Genomic DNA, 15,905 nt, shown 5'->3' on the forward strand with positions numbered 1-15,905 from the left:
TAAGTAAAACATACGCTTAATGGCCTTAATCATCACTTAATATAAGCGCGATTATAACCAGCCTTTTTGCTTTGCAATACGCGCTGCATCTACGCGGTTAGTGGCATTGAGTTTTGCGATAGCATCGGATAAATAATTACGTGTTGTGCCTTCGCTTATAAACAGCTGTTTGGCTATCTCGCTTGTTTTTAAGCCATCGCTTGCAAGCTTAAGTGCTTTGCGCTCTTTATCGGTGAGCGGGTCGGCATCGTCAAGCGCGTTAATGGCAAGCTCTGGATCTATAACTTTTTGCCCTTGCATTACTTTTTTAAGTGCATTGATAAGCTCATCACTTGGCGCTTCTTTTAAAATGAAACCTTTAACGCCTAGGGCGAGCGAGCGCCTAATATAACCAGCTCGCGAAAACGTGGTCATAATAACCATTTTAATGGTTGGGAACGTGGCCGCTATTTGCTCACTTAGCTCTATACCGCTCATGTGTGGCATTTCAATATCGGTTAAAATTATGTCTGGCAATGCCTCATCGGCCAGTGCTTTTATTGCATTAAGGGCATCTTGGCCGTTACTGGCTTGGCCTATCACTTCAATATTAAAATCAAGGCTTAACAATGCCCCTACTGCGTCACGCACGAGTGCTTGATCTTCCACTAAATATACTTTGATCATTGTTAATCCTTAGCTGAAATTGGCAGCATTACGTTTAAAGTAAACTTATCGCCACAGGTAAACGCGGCATGGCCATTAAGTTGCTCTGCACGCTCTTTAATACCATTTAAACCGTTACCTGCGTTTAACGTGCTGCAAGGTGCGTTATCAACCACACTTATATGCAGCTGATGCTGTGTTTGCTCTATACTTATTTCGGCGTTTTTATTACTACTATGGCGTAATAAGTTAGTTACCGCTTCTTTAATTATAAGCCCTGCGATCCCTTCTACTTTAGGAGGCAAAGTATTTAATACAACATTAAAGTTAACGTTAAAGTCTTGCTCTATTAGCCTTTGTTTAAGCTGGGCTATTTGGCTTATTAAATTAAGTTGTTTTAAATCGCTTACGGCGTTTCTTACATCGCTAAGTAACTGCCTTGCCAGATCTGCTACTTGTGCTATTTCGTTATTGGCTTGTTCGTAGCGCTCTCCTTGATTTAGCTTATTAGCAAGCTCAGCTTTTAAAGCAATAGATGATAGTGAGTGGCCTAAAATATCGTGTAGGTCGCGCGCTATACGTTCGCGCTCAGCAATAGCAGCTAATTGCTCTAATTGGTTAGCGCTTTCTTGTTCGCGCTTTTTATGCAGGCGCTCTTTTTGGGTTGCAATGCCAAAAGCCAGCAGCGCTCCTGAAATTAATAAAGTGCCGGCTAAAAAGTATTTTATGTTTGCTATATCTGCCAAATAGGCGCTTAACGCCACCGTAAATATAAGGCTAAAAACGGCATATAATCTGCTTTTTTTAGCGTATGACTCACCAGCTATAAACGCGATAAAACCAAATAATGTAGAGGTCCCGGTGGTATAAAATGTGGCGCTAAAACACACCACTAACATAATAACAAACAGCGTTGTTATACGCTTTGTTTCACAGTGCATGGCTTTTATGTAAAGCAAAATAAATACAATATAAAACGCCACGCTCATTACAATGGTATTGACTGGCAAGTTAGATAGATTAAAAAGAGTCGGAAGCAAATAAAACCCAGTAAAAATTAAAGGTGCGTATTCCCAAAATTTTTTATTACTGGGCTTTGAAAGCGTATTTGTTGTACTCATGCCACTGCCCCTAGTTCATTGTTATTGCTTATAACATTATTTTTATTAATAAATATAAATAACACAAAAATACTAATGAGTATAAAGTAATCATTTATTGAAACACTAAAGCTAAGTGATTCTAAAAACTCGCTAATAGCGAGACTTATTAAAATTAACGTATTCATAGCCACCTCCCATTAAGATAAGTTAACTATGCCAAAGCCAAAAAATAATAAGAGTGTGAAATGTCATTAACTTTGCTGACATTTGTCATGTTTTAAAAATTTCATCCTGTGAGTTCGCACCCAGTGATAAGATAATAAAAAAAGGAGTTCTCATTTAAATGCAGCCACAACAGCAAAGCCTGATTTACTTACATATTGCCGTGTTACTTTTTGGGGGCACCGCCCTTTTTGCAAAGTTAATAGGGTTAAATGCAATTGATATTACGGTGTACCGTACCGCTATTGCTGGCATGGCAATTTTGGCTATGCTGTATTTTCAAAAAAAACAAATTAAGTTAAACAAACCAAAAGATTACCTCATTGCGTTATTTTTAGGTGTGGCAGTAGGCATGCATTGGGTTACTTACTTTGCAGGCATGCAAATGGCGGGCGTAACTGTGGGTATGCTGGCTTTTTTTAGCTACCCAGTAATGACGGTGTTTTTAGAGCCCTTGTTTAATAAAAGCAGGCCCCAAGCAAAAGATATTATAAGCGCAGCTGTGGTTGTATTTGGTATATATTTACTCGTACCCAGCGCAAATTTAGGCGACGATGTAACCTTAGGGGTTATTATGGGTGTGGTTTCGGCTTTGTTTTTTTCGATTAGAAATATTACCCATAAGCGCTTTTTTAGCCAGTATGGCGGTCCACAAACCATGTTTTATCAAACCTTAGTGGCAAGTGTTATGCTTTTCGCATTTATTAAGGTCCCTGTGTATGAGGTGAGTAACCACGACCTTATTTTAATTGCTGTGGCGGGTATTATTTTTACCGCTACACCGCACTCGCTATTTGCAGCGAGTTTAAAGCACTTATCAGCAGCTACTGCGGGGTTAATTTCGTGCTTGCAGCCGCTTTACGGCACTTTGTTGGCTATTGTTATTATTCATGAGCGCCCAACGCTACTAACACTTATTGGCGGTGCACTTATAGTCAGTGCAGCCTGTTTTGAAACGTGGTCTATTACTCAAAAGGCTAGAAAATGAAAATATTTGCGCACCGCGGGGCAAGCGGCAATTACCCAGAAAACACTAAAAGCGCTATTTTAGAAGCGTTAAATGTAGGGGTGGATGGCATTGAAGTTGATATTCAAAGTGCGCTTGATGACTATATGCTCATACACGACTCGTGGCTAGATAGAACCACCAGCGGGCACGGTAAAGTAAGCGACTTTACCGCGCAGCAACTTAGTCTGTTGGATGCCGGTAACGGCGAGCAAATCCCCACTCTACAGCAATTACTTGATTGGAATAACAATAAAACATTACTCAATATAGAGCTTAAACATACCTTTGAGCTGGAAAAGTTTGCCACTATTTTAAACAACAATATTGCTAAAGGTGTTATTACTAAAGGTAATATTTTAGTGTCGTCGTTTGATCACCATCAAATTCACTGGCTTAAAAATAGGTTACCGTGGTTACAAATTGGCGCGTTAACCTCATCAATTCCGTTAAATTATGCACAGTTTGCTCAACAGTTAAATGCGTATAGTGTTCATGTAGACAAAAGCTTTGTAAATAAAGCTTTTGTAGATGATGCCATAGCACGAGGCCTGCAAGTTTATGCCTACACCGTAGATAGGCCAGAAGACATGGATTTTATGATAAAAATTGGGGTGCATGGTATTTTTACTAATTACCCCGCTCGTTCTAAAAAATATTTAGCAAACATTATTACTTGAGTTAACGGTAACTTAGTCGATAATCTAGCTAGGGCGTGATGATCTTTGCGGATTGAAATTTGTTCAATCTAGGGGCGATTAAATCGCGGCGCGAGGCTTGTAACCTAGTGGGCTAAGTAAAAACCGAGTAAAGCTTCCGCGTCCTGCTCACGCCCCTTACCTACATCCATGTAGGCAACAAAGAGTTTATCGCCCTTAGGCAGAACCCAAAGGGCAGCGCATGTTTGGCATTTATGCAAGCGTTATCGCCTATTTATGGGGAATAACCACACTTCATAGGCTCTGCCTTGCCTAAAAGCCAAACATATTGCTGCAAATTCAACCATCAAAGGTCAACACGCCCTAGATGGGTAAGCAAAAAATGAGTGGTGTAATGCAATTTTATAATTATATTGAGCGAACATTTTTTTATACGCTTACGCGTAAAATAGTGGGTAATTTAAGCTTTGTTTTTTTGTTTCAGGCCATTACCTTATTTTGGTTATATCAAAGCTTAAGCGAGCAGCACAGTACTAGCGCATTTTGGTTGTTAACCTTGGTTATTGTAGCGGGCTTTGCCTTTACTATTTTTTATATGCGCTATTTAATAGTGCGCCCTGTAAAAGCTATGTGCGACACTTTAGTAAACATAAACCAGCAAGAGGCTAATTTAGCCGCCAACTTACCGCAATTTTCTTTTGACGAATTTAAAGAACTAAGTACGCAATATAACTTATTTACTAACCACTTAAGTGATTTACTAAGTACAACTCACGCCAGCGCTAAAGCCAGCGAGCAAAGTAATCTTGATGTAAATACCGCTATGCAAAATACACAGCAGTTAAGTGAGCAGCAAACTCAGCTAAGCCACAATATTATTAATGCGAGTAACCAAATAGTGCAAAGCTTAGAGGGCATAGTGAGCAATACCGACAGCGTGCATAGCGTTAACAGCGAGCACTTAGACTTTGTTAAGCTTTCGTCGCAAGAGCTTGCAAGCTTAGTCGATAAGGTGTCGCTTATTGGTACCTTGCTGCAAAGATTTTCTAAAACGGTGTCTGGCCTTAAAGAAAACAGCGAAAATATTCGCAGCATTTTAAAAATGGTTGAGGAGTTTTCGGATCAAACTAATTTACTGGCACTAAACGCTGCCATTGAAGCGGCACGCGCTGGTGAAGCTGGCAGAGGATTTGCTGTTGTTGCTGATGAAGTACGTACATTATCGGTAAAAGTAAGTGGTGCAACCCGACAAATAAGCGACTTTATTAACCAAATGAATGAGCTGGTTAACGAAACCAATCAAGAAAGTGAGCAGTTAATTAGCCACTCAAGTACCGCACAAAGCGCCATTAGTAATACCTCTGAAGGGTTTAAAACAATGCTAGGTGAGTTTGAACAAAACCAACAGCAGCTACAGCAAATAGCGGATGCGGTGCATACGCTAGAGCAAGCGCAGCAGCACACTCACCAATCGGTAGAGCAAATTGTTACCTTAGGCGAGCAAGCTAAAAGCGCTATTGATCATGCACTAAGTAATAGCCAGCAATCACATGCACTTAGCCAACAAACACAACAGCAATTAAAGCGTTTTGTGCAATAAGCAATTACAAAACAAAAGCCGAGCGGTATATTGCCTTAATATTTTAACTGGCAACATTCAACAGCGCTTTATAAATATGGTAAATTACGCAGCTAATTATTTAAGTGTGTAATGTGTGTGAGTAACTCAACCCCTAACTATCAACAGCTAGCCAAAAATATTAAAGCCTGGGGCCAAGAACTCGGCTTTAGTGAGGTGGGTATTACCGATATAGACCTATCTAAACACGAAGCACAATTACAGCGCTGGTTAGATGCGGGCTACCATGGCTCTATGGATTATATGGCAGCCCACGGCATGAAACGCGCACGCCCTGCTGAACTAGTCCCTGGCACCCAGCGGGTTATTTCGGTAAAAATGAACTACCTGCCCCCTGATGCTAGTTTTGCCAAAACACTAAAAAACACTGAAAAAGCCTACATTAGCCGCTACGCATTAGGGCGTGACTATCACAAATTAATGCGCAACCGACTAAAAAAGCTGGGCCAAAAAATAGAGCAAGAAATTGGCGATTACGGTTTTAGGCCATTTGTAGACTCTGCGCCTGTGCTTGAGCGCCAGCTTGCTGAAAAAGCGGGATTGGGCTGGCGAGGTAAACACTCTTTATTAATAAACCAAGAAGCTGGGTCGTGGTTTTTTTTAGGTGAGCTTTTTGTTGATTTACCGCTGCCAATAGATAATGAAAACACGTTTGAAGGCTGCGGAAAATGTGTAGCTTGCATTACGCTTTGCCCAACAGGCGCAATTGTAGAGCCGTATGTGGTAGATGCTCGCAAATGTATTTCGTACTTAACCATTGAGCACCAAGGCCCTATACCTGAGCAATACCGTGCATTATTGGGGAACCGAGTTTATGGCTGCGACGATTGCCAATTGGTTTGCCCATGGAACCGTTATGGTCAAATTACCGATGAGCAAGACTTTCATCCCCGTACGCAATTAAAAAACAAAGACTTACTTGAGCTATTTACCTGGGACGAACCTACATTTTTAAAAAATACCGAAGGCAGCCCAATTCGCCGTATTGGACACGAACGTTGGTTGCGTAATTTAGCGGTGGGTTTAGGCAATGCCGATTTTAGCCCTAGCATTATTAACGCTTTAGAAAGCAAACATGAGTCTAGCTCGCAGCTAGTAAAAGAGCATATAGAGTGGGCGCTTGAGCAACAAAATAATAAACAACGAGAACAACTTCGTAAAACACAGCGCCTAATTAGAATTGTCGAAAAAGGCTTACCTCGTGATGCGTAAATCACTCAGGTGAGCCTTATTGTGAAAGGTTTATTTTTTAAGTAACAAAGATAAATCTTGTTCAATTTCAGCAAAGGCGGCTTTAACTTGTTTAACCGACTCTTCTCTGGCAATTGAATTTTGAATAGTTTCGTCCACTTTTTTATAAATAAATACCTCTTGGTCTTCATCTAACCCCATTGTGGGTATGCGTACTTCTAAGTCTTCTTGTAATTGCTTGAATACCTTTTCGTTACTTTCGCGGTTTTCGTTTAGTAACCCAATCAAGCCATGAAACTTACTATGCACTGTGCTGGCTACATCATTTAGCTTTTGCTGCTGCGACTCAAGCATTTGCTTGGTCATAATTGCACGTAACTGCTGTTCAGTCACACTGACAATAAAGCAAACGTGGTCACGAATACGCCCGTGTTTATCTGGGTCGTGATCTGGCATATTCAGAATTAATAAGCTTATCATCTCGTAGTTAACTAATATTCGGTGAGAAAACTCATGTAAGCGACCTTTGTTTTTAAGCATATCAAACAGCTCAATTACAATAGGCGAACACACTCCGCTAAGAGCAAAGTGCTCTATTGTATCGCCATGTCTAAATTCAACATTACTTTGTAGGTCAAACGTTTGTAAGCAGTCTATTAAGGCTTTACCTAAATCTTGCGGATTATTAATAAAACCAATGTTTTCAATGTAATTAACTATTTGCCCCATTTCGCTACTGTTTGCCATAGCGTTAAATGCCGTAGATGTTGCATCTTCTACTTGTTTTTCAAGGCTTTGTTTTTCTATTAATACTTGGTTTAAGTTTTTAAGTTTTGATTTAAGCTCATCATGCCCAAACGGTTTTACAATGTAATCCTCAGCACCGACTGAGTAACCTTCCATACGCTCTTCAACCGTTCCTCTGGCGGAAACAAACATAACAATTATATGCGCGGTATTCGGATTCGCCTTTAATGCTTTACACACTTCGTAGCCATTCATTTGCGGCATACTTACATCAAGTAAAATAACTTGGGGCATGTAGCCTTCAACCATGGCTAAACACTCAGGGCCGCTTGTGGCAACTTGTAATTCGAAATCAAGATCTTCTAAAATTTCTTCAATAATTTCAAGGTTGAAAGGTTCATCATCTACAGCAAGAATTTTAGTTAAGGCCATATTTTCATCATCCAATTAAATATCATTTAAACATTACTTACACATATAATTAGCTATCTTGCACTGCTAGCTTATCATCGGCTAAATGCTCATCTAAATCTATTTCTAGGGGTACCTGAATCCTAATTGTTGCACCACCATCGCTATTATTACTTGCCGTAATTTCGCCTTGATGAAGTGCTACAAACTCTCTACAAAGCGCAAGCCCTAAACCAGTACCACCAGCGCCACTGTTCGTTTTGCTGCTTTGTACAAATTTAGTAAACACGTGCTCTAATTCATCCTCAGGTATACCTATTCCATTGTCTACTACATCAATAATGGCGCTATCTTGATCAGCCATTAAGTTCACTTCAATACGACTTTTAGGTTCGCTAAATTTAAGTGCGTTACCTAACACATTGCGCAATAGCTGATTAATTTGCTCTTCATCACACTGCACAACCACTGGCCCGGGTTTTGAAAAAACAATTTCAATTTCTTTTTCCATAGCCGTACCAGAGACATCATCAATACTGGTTTTTATAATGCTTTCTATATTGTATGGACGTGGGTTAAATGGAAATTTCCCTACATCCAATTTAGATAAATCAAGTAAGTTGTTTAATAACGACAGTAAACGCTCGCCGCTGCTTTCAATACGGGATAAATATTTTAAGAGTTTATCTTTAGCAAAATCGCCCGCTTCTAACTTACTCAAACCAAATCGAGAAAAGCTTAATATAGAGTGCATAGGGGTGCGTAACTCGTGCGACATGTTAGCCAAAAATTCCGATTTGCTTAAATTGGCAGCTTCGGCCACATTTTTAGCATGCTCTAGCTGCGAAGTACGAGCTCGCACTTGCTCCTCAAGTAGGTCTTTGGCTTCAAGGAGTAATTCTTCTTTTTGTTTTAAGTGAGTTACATTTTTAAATATAACCGCTAACGCAATTTCGCCATGGTGGTCTATTTCGTTAAACGAGCCAACCAGCGGAATATACCCGCCGTCTGTTTTTTGCAAACGTAGGTCGCTACTAAATTGGCGGTTACGATTGAGTGTGCTGATTTTATTTTTTATTTCAGCACTTGATTCCTCATCTAAAAATTCAAATACCGAAAAACCCGCGAGTTTGTCAAAGGGCAGCTTAAACAGCCTTAAGCAGGCATCGTTTGCTTCTATTACTTTGCCGCTGCGCTCAAATAACATAATGGCGTCAGGCGTATTTTTATAAATAACTTGTAGTAGGCTGTCTTTTTCGATTAATGCATCAACGGTATCTTGCAAACGCTCAACTAGCTCAGCGTTACGGCGTTTTAAAAGCTCTGTTTGCCACAATTTATGTACCGATTGCAGCAGTACGCTATCGGTTAGAGGCTTTATTAAAACATCTTCGACCCCTTTACGAATTGCCTCAATCATTGAAACTTGCTCAGGGCGTGCGGTAAACAATAAGCATCGGCAATCTGGCTGAGACATTTTAATAGCAGAAAAAATATTTAAACCGGTGCCATCTTCAAAGCTAAAATCGCTAATTAAAATATCTATACTGTTTTTATTAGCCACTGCCACCGCTTCGGTAGCACTAGTTGCGGTTAGCGTTTTGATATGCGCCCCGACTAAATTACTTTTCATTTTTTCAAGGCGCTCAGGCATATGATCAACAAGTAAAATAGTGGGGAGTTTTAGAACGTGACTAGAGCCAAGCTCTAAGAGGTTTTCGAGTAATGAGGTAATTTCTTTATTTGAAAAAAACGGATAAATAACCGTTGCATCAGGGACTAACTTATTAAGCTCGCTAAAGGCGCTAAGTTGCTCACCGCTTTCGGCTTTAGGGGCAAGTAATACACATCGGTCTTGTGAGATTTTTTGAGCTAACGACTTTATTACTTCACACGGCACTCCGTAAGCACCAATTACCAAGTCATACTGGCTGGTGTTAGAGTATAAATCAATCATAGAGTAATGAACGAGCTCAGCCTCACAACCTATCAATTCTAGTAAAACTTTCACTCTCATTGCGATAACACTGCTGCTATCTACAATTAAAATTTTTCGACTCATTAAGCCACACTATCGTAAACACTTTATATGTTAATAGCGTAGCCTATAATTTCTTAGTTGGTATAGGTTGTTAGACTTAATTTTGATTTTTTTACCGATAAGCTCCACAACTATTTTGGTAGATGCTTACCGAATATTGTTAAACTGTAGCGCGTGTTATCCATTACCGCGATATGAGGCAACTCACCCCATACGCTAAAACCAAAGTGCTTGAATAACTTAATACTTGGTAAGTTGTGGCTAAATATAAAACCAAGCAATACATCAATTTCGAGCTGTTTAGCCTCTATTTGGGCAAACTCCATCAGCTTTTTGCCAAGTCCTTTACCTTGCGCCGCTTTGGTAATATAAATGCTCATTTCGACGGTGCCATCGTATGCGGGGCGCCCATAAAACGATTTATAACTTAGCCAGGCAAGTACTTGGTCATTTTCGCAATAAACATAAATAGGCCGTTTATCGGTGTGGCTATTAAACCACTCACGTTTGCTCTGTACCGATACTTCTTCGGTATCGGCGGTCACCATACGCGAGGCGATCGTTTCGTTGTATATTGCGACAATGGCAGGTAAATCTTCTATAGTGGCTAAACGTGTAGTCATAACAGCTTAATATTGTTGATCACTTTTGTGCATATTAGCGTAAGATAGACTAGTCAAACAATTATAAATTTAGGCGTTGAGTATGTTAAAAAAAACGATACTAGGGCTCAGTATTTTTATTACGAGCTTAGCTGCCCATGCAAATGACACGTTACCCAGCAAACAACAGCAGCAACAATGTGAAGACTTTACAAATGTAGAGATACTTAAGCTGCGCTCAAAAGAATCCTTAAACTTATGCCAATTTAAAAACCGCCCTTTGCTCATTGTAAATACGGCTAGCAATTGTGGTTTTACATCTCAATTTGAAGGTCTTGAAAAAGTACACCAACAATACAAAGACAAAGGTTTAGTGGTATTAGGTTTTCCATCTGATGATTTTTTTCAAGAAGAAAACGATGAAAAAGACATAGCAAAAGTGTGTTTTATTAATTACGGCGTTACTTTTACTATGTTTACTACCAGCAAAGTTCGCGGCAGTGATGCAAATCCAATATTTAAACACTTAAACGCGCAAACCAGCTCACCTAACTGGAACTTTTATAAATATTTAGTTTCAGCTGATCGCAAAACAATTAAACGCTTTAACAGTAAAGTAGCTCCTAATTCAAAAGAATTAATTGATGCAATTGAAAATACGCTACTCATCAATTAAGTTTATACTGGTACTGCGAGTTAAAACTAACTAGACTGGCTTTAATGGTTAAATACACCAACTTTAAACAGGAGATTTTATGGCAGTGGCAAGTGCAAGGCACATTTTAGTAGACAGCGAAGCAGAGTGCTTAGATTTAAAAGCTAAGATTGAACAAGGCGAAGACTTTGCAGAGCTTGCAAAAACATATTCAAACTGTCCTTCTGGTCAAGACGGCGGAGCACTTGGCGAGTTTGGCCCAGGTATGATGGTACCTGAGTTTGATAAAGTTGTATTTTCAGCGCCAATTAATCAAGTACAAGGCCCTGTACAAACACAGTTTGGCTATCACTTACTAGAAGTGACAAGCCGCTCAGAATAACGTTGACTTATCGCAACGCAAAAAGCCGCTTATGCGGCTTTTTTTAGGAGCAATTATGAAACTTATAGGATCTAACCCTTCTCCATTTGCGCGCAGAGTAAGAATGTGGGCAGCACAAAACAATGTTGACTTAGCGCTAGTAAACCTAGATATTTTTTCTGAGCAAGACCGCCCTACCTTAGCCAGTAACAACCCTGGAAGAAAAATACCGGTTTTAATTGATGGTGATTTAACGCTAAGCGATTCAACCATTATTTTACGTTACCTTATCGCCAAGGCTGGTAAAACACCACTAAGCTGGTCGCAAGAGCACCTACTTAATATTATTAACGCCTGTAACGACTCGTTAGTAGAATTAGCACTTAGCAGACGCTCAGGATTTGATACTAGCGACGATAAATTATTTTTTAATCTGCAAAACGAACGAATTGCTGAAACATTAAGCTATTTAAATAGTCATTTAAACGATGATGAATTTAAAGGCTGTGAATGCCTTAACATCAGTTTATACTGCCTACTTGATTGGATTTGCTTTCGTGAATTAACAGACTTTAGCCAACACGCTGCTTTAGTCAGTTTTTATAACGACTATGGCACGCGTCAAGCTGCAGTAAGCACCGATCCCAGACTCTAAACAAATAAGGTAAACACATGAGCGATATTGAAATTGAATCACAACTAGTTAGCTTTGTAGAAAAAGTACGTTTAAGCGAGCAAGTGTGGGCGTTAGGTGGCGACGACGGCGGCTTTGTAGTGTGCGAATCTAACCAGTTTGCCGAAACGGATGTACTGCTTTTATGGGAAAGCGAAGACGCAGCAAAAGCCCAGTGTAAAGAAGAGTGGCAAGAATTTACGCCTGTAGAAATTAATTTAGATGAATTTTTAGATGAGTGGGTAGAAGATTTAAACGAAGACAGCGCATTAGTTGGTTTAAATTGGAATGACGACCAAGTGTGTGTAGAAATAGAGCCTGTTGGCTTAGCACGCGCACTTAGCGAATAACTGCCACTATAAATTAAATAGTGAATACAACACCTGCTTTTTAAGTGGGTGTTTTTGTTTTGTAGCTAAAAACATAAATACTAAAATCGATACTCGCATGTTTATCTGTTTTAAGTATAAAATATAACATGTCATTAATTTCAAGGGATTACGTTGAAAACCCATCTTGGCCGCCGCCCTTTTTCAGCAATGGAACTGCATACGCTTTATAACGGCTATATTTATGGCGATTTTAAAGTAGCAAGAGAGCAAGCAAAGCACTGGCATTTTTGGTTGCCTTTAATTGCCTATTACAGTGGCGCATATAGCGATGAAATTGGCTGCTTAACGCTTGACGATCTTGAGCTTAAAAATGGCATTTTATGTTTTAATTTTCATACTAATGGAAAAATAAAAGCGCGTTTGGTTCCGGTGCATCAAGCCTTAGTTGATGCAGGGCTTAACGACTTTATTGCCTTTGTTAAAGCACATAATCACACACGTTTGTTGTTTGATTTACCGGCTAAGTCTGGCCGTTACAGCGAAAAAGTACGCATTTGGTTTACTGGTGAAGGTGAGCGTGCGGGTTATTTGCAAAAATGTGCCATTCCCACTGTTGATCAACTTGGTATGAAAACCGCCATAAGTAGCCTACGACTTAATTTTGAGCAACAAGTACGTATTTACGCATTACAGGCTAATTCAAAAGACGCCTTTAATTATTTAATGGGGTTTAACGAATACCCCAATGATAAATTTGACGATACCGCCTTACTAAACAACGTAATACAGCAAATTCGCACCATTAACCCACAGCTGCATTGGCAGCGCTTTAAGCAGCGCCAGAGCCACTGACACTATTTGTTACTATTTTAAATCCAAGCAGCCACTTTATTAAATTACTCTCATAAAAAAAACTGCTAGGATATCTAAATCTCAATTTTTAAGGGCATAGAAATGCCTGTTTGAGTCAGTTTCTAACAACAACAATCTAGGGATCACTATGTTTTTAAAAAGCCTATTAACAGTAAGTGTTGCTTTAGCAATGACTACTGCCAACGCTAACGAGTTCGTTATCGAAAAGCTTGCTAAACCAAGTTCACAAAAGGTGTCGTTAACACTCGACCCAAGCCAAGACACCTTTACAGGGATGACAGAAATAGCCCTAGAAGTGTTAAAACCCACTCATTACATTGAACTTAACGGCGTGGCTTACGCTGTTAAAATGGCGCAGTTACTAGGCGATGAAAACTGCGACTTAAATAACGAAATGCTAAAAACAGAAAAAGTAAAATTTAGCTGTGATGAGCAAATTCAGCCGGGTAAGTACACCCTAAAAATAGATTTTTCTGCGCCGTATAATCGCCAAAGTGTGGGCTTATACAAAACAATTGATCAGGGCACACCTTATTTATTTACTCAGTTTGAAATGAATGATGCACGCCGTGCATTTCCAGTATTTGATGAGCCAAGTTATAAAATACCGTTTCAGTTAACAATTACAGCGCCAACGTCTCAAAAGGTTTATGCCAATACGCCAGAGCTTAAAACCGCAGTTAACGGCGAGATGACAACGCATTACTTTGATAAAACGCCACCTATTCCTTCTTATTTAGTGGCTATGGCCGTGGGCCCTTTTGAAGAACTTGAAATACAAGATATGCCAATTCCAGGGCGTGTTATTACCCCGCAGGGTAAAATTCATTTAGCTGATTACGCAAAAGAGAACATGCCAAAAGTACTTGCTGCACTTGAGGCATATTTTGGTATTCCTTATATTTATAAAAAGCTCGACTCGGTAGCAGTACCCGAGTTTCCTTTTGGCGCAATGGAAAACTCAGGCCTAGTAACCTACCGCGAAGATATATTACTGGTTGATTTAGCAGCCGCTACACGCAGTAAAAAACAGCGTAATGTGTCGATTATTGCTCACGAGCTTGCCCATCAATGGTACGGTAACTTAGTTACCATGAAGTGGTGGAACGACTTATGGTTAAACGAAGCATTTGCCAGCTGGATGGCGGCAAAAATTACTAAGCAGCTTAATCCAGAATTTGAATCTCACCTCGATTTACCACAAAACAACGTAATGGCATTAGATGCTCGCTTAAGCACTAAGCCGATTCGTAAACCAATTAAAACCGAAGCCGATATTATGGATGGTTTAGGGCTTGCCTACAGTAAAGGCAGCGCAGTACTGGCTATGGTTGAAAACTGGATTGGTGAAGACGCATTCCAAAAAGGGATTCAAAGTTACTTAAAAAAATTCTCGTATAAAAACGCCGAAGCAGCCGATTTATGGGAAGCACTAGGGAAAGCTTCTAATAAAGATGTTGCGAGTGTTTTAAAATCATTTATTGAACAGTCTTCTTTTCCGCTTGTAGATGTAAAACAAGACGGTAAAAAAATTACTATATCGCAAAGCCGCTTTGCTAATGCCGGTGTAGATGCACCCGCACAGCTTTGGAATGTCCCTGTTGGGATAAAATATGGCGCTGGTGATAAAGTAAAAACAGCCAGTATTTTACTCAATAAGCAAAGCCAAACCTTAACACTTGATTTTGAGCCGCAGTGGATTTATCCCGATGAAGGGGCGCTAGGTTATTACCGCTGGGTAATGGACGATGCGCAGTTTGATTCACTTATAAAACATGCTCCGCAAGCACTTAATGATCGTGAGCGCTTAGCGCTGCTCTCTGCCACTGATGCACTACTTGATGCGGGTGTAATATCGGCGGCTAAGTTAATGCAAACCTTAGAAGTATTTGTGAGCGATGATCACCCTCGTGTTGCAAATACAGCGCTGGGCTACTTGGTATCGCAAAAAAATACCTTTAAAGATGAAAGCAACGAAGCGTTATGGCCTGAGTTTATTCGCAGTGCAGTAATGCCTGCAGCTAAAAAATACTCACTTGAAGCACAAGCTGGCGAAGACGGTGCAGTATCGCAACTACGTGCGGGTGTTGTGTCCTTACTAGGTTTTGATGGCGAAGATCAACGTGTGATCAGCAAAGCAAAAGAGCAAACGCAAGTGTACTTAAACGATCCGCAAAAAGTGGATCCGTATTTAGCAGCTACCTATTTAAAACTTGCCGCCTATAATGGGGATAAAGCCTTACTTGATCAATTTATGGCAACCTTTAAAACCACTAAAGATCCACAAGTACGCACAAACATGCTGGCTGCAATGGGCTTTATGGGTAAAGCGCAGTTACAAAAGCAAGTATTAGCGTACACCTTAACCGACGAAGTAACCGCGTCTGATATGCGCACTATTTTAGCAGGTCAAAGTTATAGCGAGCCACGCCAAGCATTATTTATTGAGTGGATATACAACAATTACGACAAGGTAACACAAAGCTTACCGCCGTTTTTTGTGCCTAACTTACCGTACTTTACAACCGCGCGTTGTGATGAACAAAGTTTAGCAACCACGCAAGCATTCTTTAAAGATAAAATTGAAGAAACACCGGGCTACGCGCGTACGCTAAGCAAGCTTGAAGAAAGTACCCATGATTGTATTGCGCTTAAAGAGCGTGAACTGGCATCAGTTAATGAATTTTTAAAAAGCAAATAAGTATAATTAAAAATAAATATGCATAATTAAAAAAGCCGCTGAGT

Annotated in this window: 16 protein-coding genes; 10 read left to right on the plus strand and 6 right to left on the minus strand. The window is 39.9% G+C overall.

Annotated features, from left to right (window positions below; genetic code table 11):
• Window positions 1-51 precede the first annotated feature (51 nt).
• The 3 genes from OIZ54_RS12520 to OIZ54_RS12530 are packed head-to-tail and all read right to left on the minus strand — an operon-like array spanning window position 52 to window position 1,933.
• Window positions 52-666 carry a DNA-binding response regulator gene (locus OIZ54_RS12520; RefSeq protein ID WP_029772010.1) on the minus strand — a complete coding sequence of 205 codons (615 nt, stop codon included), beginning with the start codon at window positions 664-666 and terminating at the stop codon, window positions 52-54.
• A gap of 2 nt (window positions 667-668) precedes the next feature.
• Complete coding sequence (locus OIZ54_RS12525; protein ID WP_264390526.1) at window positions 669-1,766, minus strand: sensor histidine kinase; 1,098 nt, start codon at window positions 1,764-1,766, stop codon at window positions 669-671.
• Window positions 1,763-1,933, minus strand: coding sequence for a hypothetical protein (locus tag OIZ54_RS12530; RefSeq protein ID WP_264390527.1), 171 nt, complete (start codon window positions 1,931-1,933; stop codon window positions 1,763-1,765). Before OIZ54_RS12530 ends, OIZ54_RS12525 begins: the two co-directional genes overlap by 4 nt.
• A gap of 158 nt (window positions 1,934-2,091) precedes the next feature.
• Between OIZ54_RS12530 and OIZ54_RS12535 the strand changes: the two genes are divergently transcribed.
• From OIZ54_RS12535 to queG, 4 genes are all read left to right on the plus strand, one after another.
• Window positions 2,092-2,958 carry a DMT family transporter gene (locus OIZ54_RS12535; RefSeq protein ID WP_264390528.1) on the plus strand — a complete coding sequence of 289 codons (867 nt, stop codon included), beginning with the start codon at window positions 2,092-2,094 and terminating at the stop codon, window positions 2,956-2,958.
• Window positions 2,955-3,656 (plus strand): glycerophosphodiester phosphodiesterase, encoded by a 702-nt coding sequence (locus OIZ54_RS12540; protein ID WP_264390529.1) that lies wholly within the window; start codon window positions 2,955-2,957, stop codon window positions 3,654-3,656. The genes OIZ54_RS12535 and OIZ54_RS12540 overlap by 4 nt, the downstream gene beginning before the upstream one ends.
• Before the next feature lie 361 nt (window positions 3,657-4,017).
• Window positions 4,018-5,235: a methyl-accepting chemotaxis protein gene (locus OIZ54_RS12545; protein ID WP_264390530.1), complete on the plus strand. Its 1,218-nt coding sequence runs from the start codon at window positions 4,018-4,020 to the stop codon at window positions 5,233-5,235.
• A gap of 117 nt (window positions 5,236-5,352) precedes the next feature.
• Window positions 5,353-6,486: a tRNA epoxyqueuosine(34) reductase QueG gene (gene queG, locus OIZ54_RS12550; RefSeq protein WP_029774050.1), complete on the plus strand. Its 1,134-nt coding sequence runs from the start codon at window positions 5,353-5,355 to the stop codon at window positions 6,484-6,486.
• A 30-nt stretch (window positions 6,487-6,516) separates the two neighbouring features.
• Here the strand turns inward: queG and OIZ54_RS12555 are convergent, their stop codons facing one another.
• The 3 genes from OIZ54_RS12555 to OIZ54_RS12565 form a co-directional block, all read right to left on the minus strand.
• Window positions 6,517-7,644, minus strand: a complete 1,128-nt coding sequence (locus tag OIZ54_RS12555; RefSeq protein ID WP_064384744.1) for a response regulator — start codon at window positions 7,642-7,644, stop codon at window positions 6,517-6,519.
• Between the two features lie 49 nt (window positions 7,645-7,693).
• Window positions 7,694-9,685, minus strand: coding sequence for an ATP-binding protein (locus OIZ54_RS12560; protein WP_264390531.1), 1,992 nt, complete (start codon window positions 9,683-9,685; stop codon window positions 7,694-7,696).
• 110 nt (window positions 9,686-9,795) lie between these two features.
• Entirely contained in the window at window positions 9,796-10,287 is a 492-nt protein-coding gene (locus tag OIZ54_RS12565; RefSeq protein ID WP_264390532.1) for a GNAT family N-acetyltransferase, read from the minus strand.
• A gap of 82 nt (window positions 10,288-10,369) precedes the next feature.
• Here OIZ54_RS12565 and OIZ54_RS12570 point away from each other — a divergent pair, with 82 nt between their 5' ends.
• From OIZ54_RS12570 to OIZ54_RS12595, 6 genes are all read left to right on the plus strand, one after another.
• On the plus strand, window positions 10,370-10,942 hold the full coding sequence (locus tag OIZ54_RS12570) for a glutathione peroxidase (protein ID WP_264390533.1): 573 nt from the start codon (window positions 10,370-10,372) through the stop codon (window positions 10,940-10,942).
• Between the two features lie 79 nt (window positions 10,943-11,021).
• A complete protein-coding gene (locus tag OIZ54_RS12575) occupies window positions 11,022-11,303 on the plus strand; it encodes a peptidylprolyl isomerase (protein ID WP_004589432.1) in 282 nt (93 codons plus the stop codon).
• Between the two features lie 55 nt (window positions 11,304-11,358).
• Window positions 11,359-11,937, plus strand: coding sequence for a glutathione S-transferase family protein (locus OIZ54_RS12580; RefSeq protein WP_024033292.1), 579 nt, complete (start codon window positions 11,359-11,361; stop codon window positions 11,935-11,937).
• Between the two features lie 17 nt (window positions 11,938-11,954).
• Window positions 11,955-12,305: a DUF2750 domain-containing protein gene (locus tag OIZ54_RS12585; RefSeq protein ID WP_004589430.1), complete on the plus strand. Its 351-nt coding sequence runs from the start codon at window positions 11,955-11,957 to the stop codon at window positions 12,303-12,305.
• Between the two features lie 153 nt (window positions 12,306-12,458).
• Complete coding sequence (locus OIZ54_RS12590; protein WP_004589429.1) at window positions 12,459-13,139, plus strand: hypothetical protein; 681 nt, start codon at window positions 12,459-12,461, stop codon at window positions 13,137-13,139.
• Window positions 13,140-13,287: 148 nt separating this feature from the next.
• Window positions 13,288-15,861, plus strand: coding sequence for a M1 family metallopeptidase (locus OIZ54_RS12595; protein ID WP_264390534.1), 2,574 nt, complete (start codon window positions 13,288-13,290; stop codon window positions 15,859-15,861).
• The last annotated feature ends 44 nt before the right edge of the window (window positions 15,862-15,905 follow it).

The sequence above is a fragment of the Pseudoalteromonas sp. A3 genome, from assembly GCF_025942345.1.
Lineage (GTDB): Bacteria > Pseudomonadota > Gammaproteobacteria > Enterobacterales > Alteromonadaceae > Pseudoalteromonas > Pseudoalteromonas atlantica.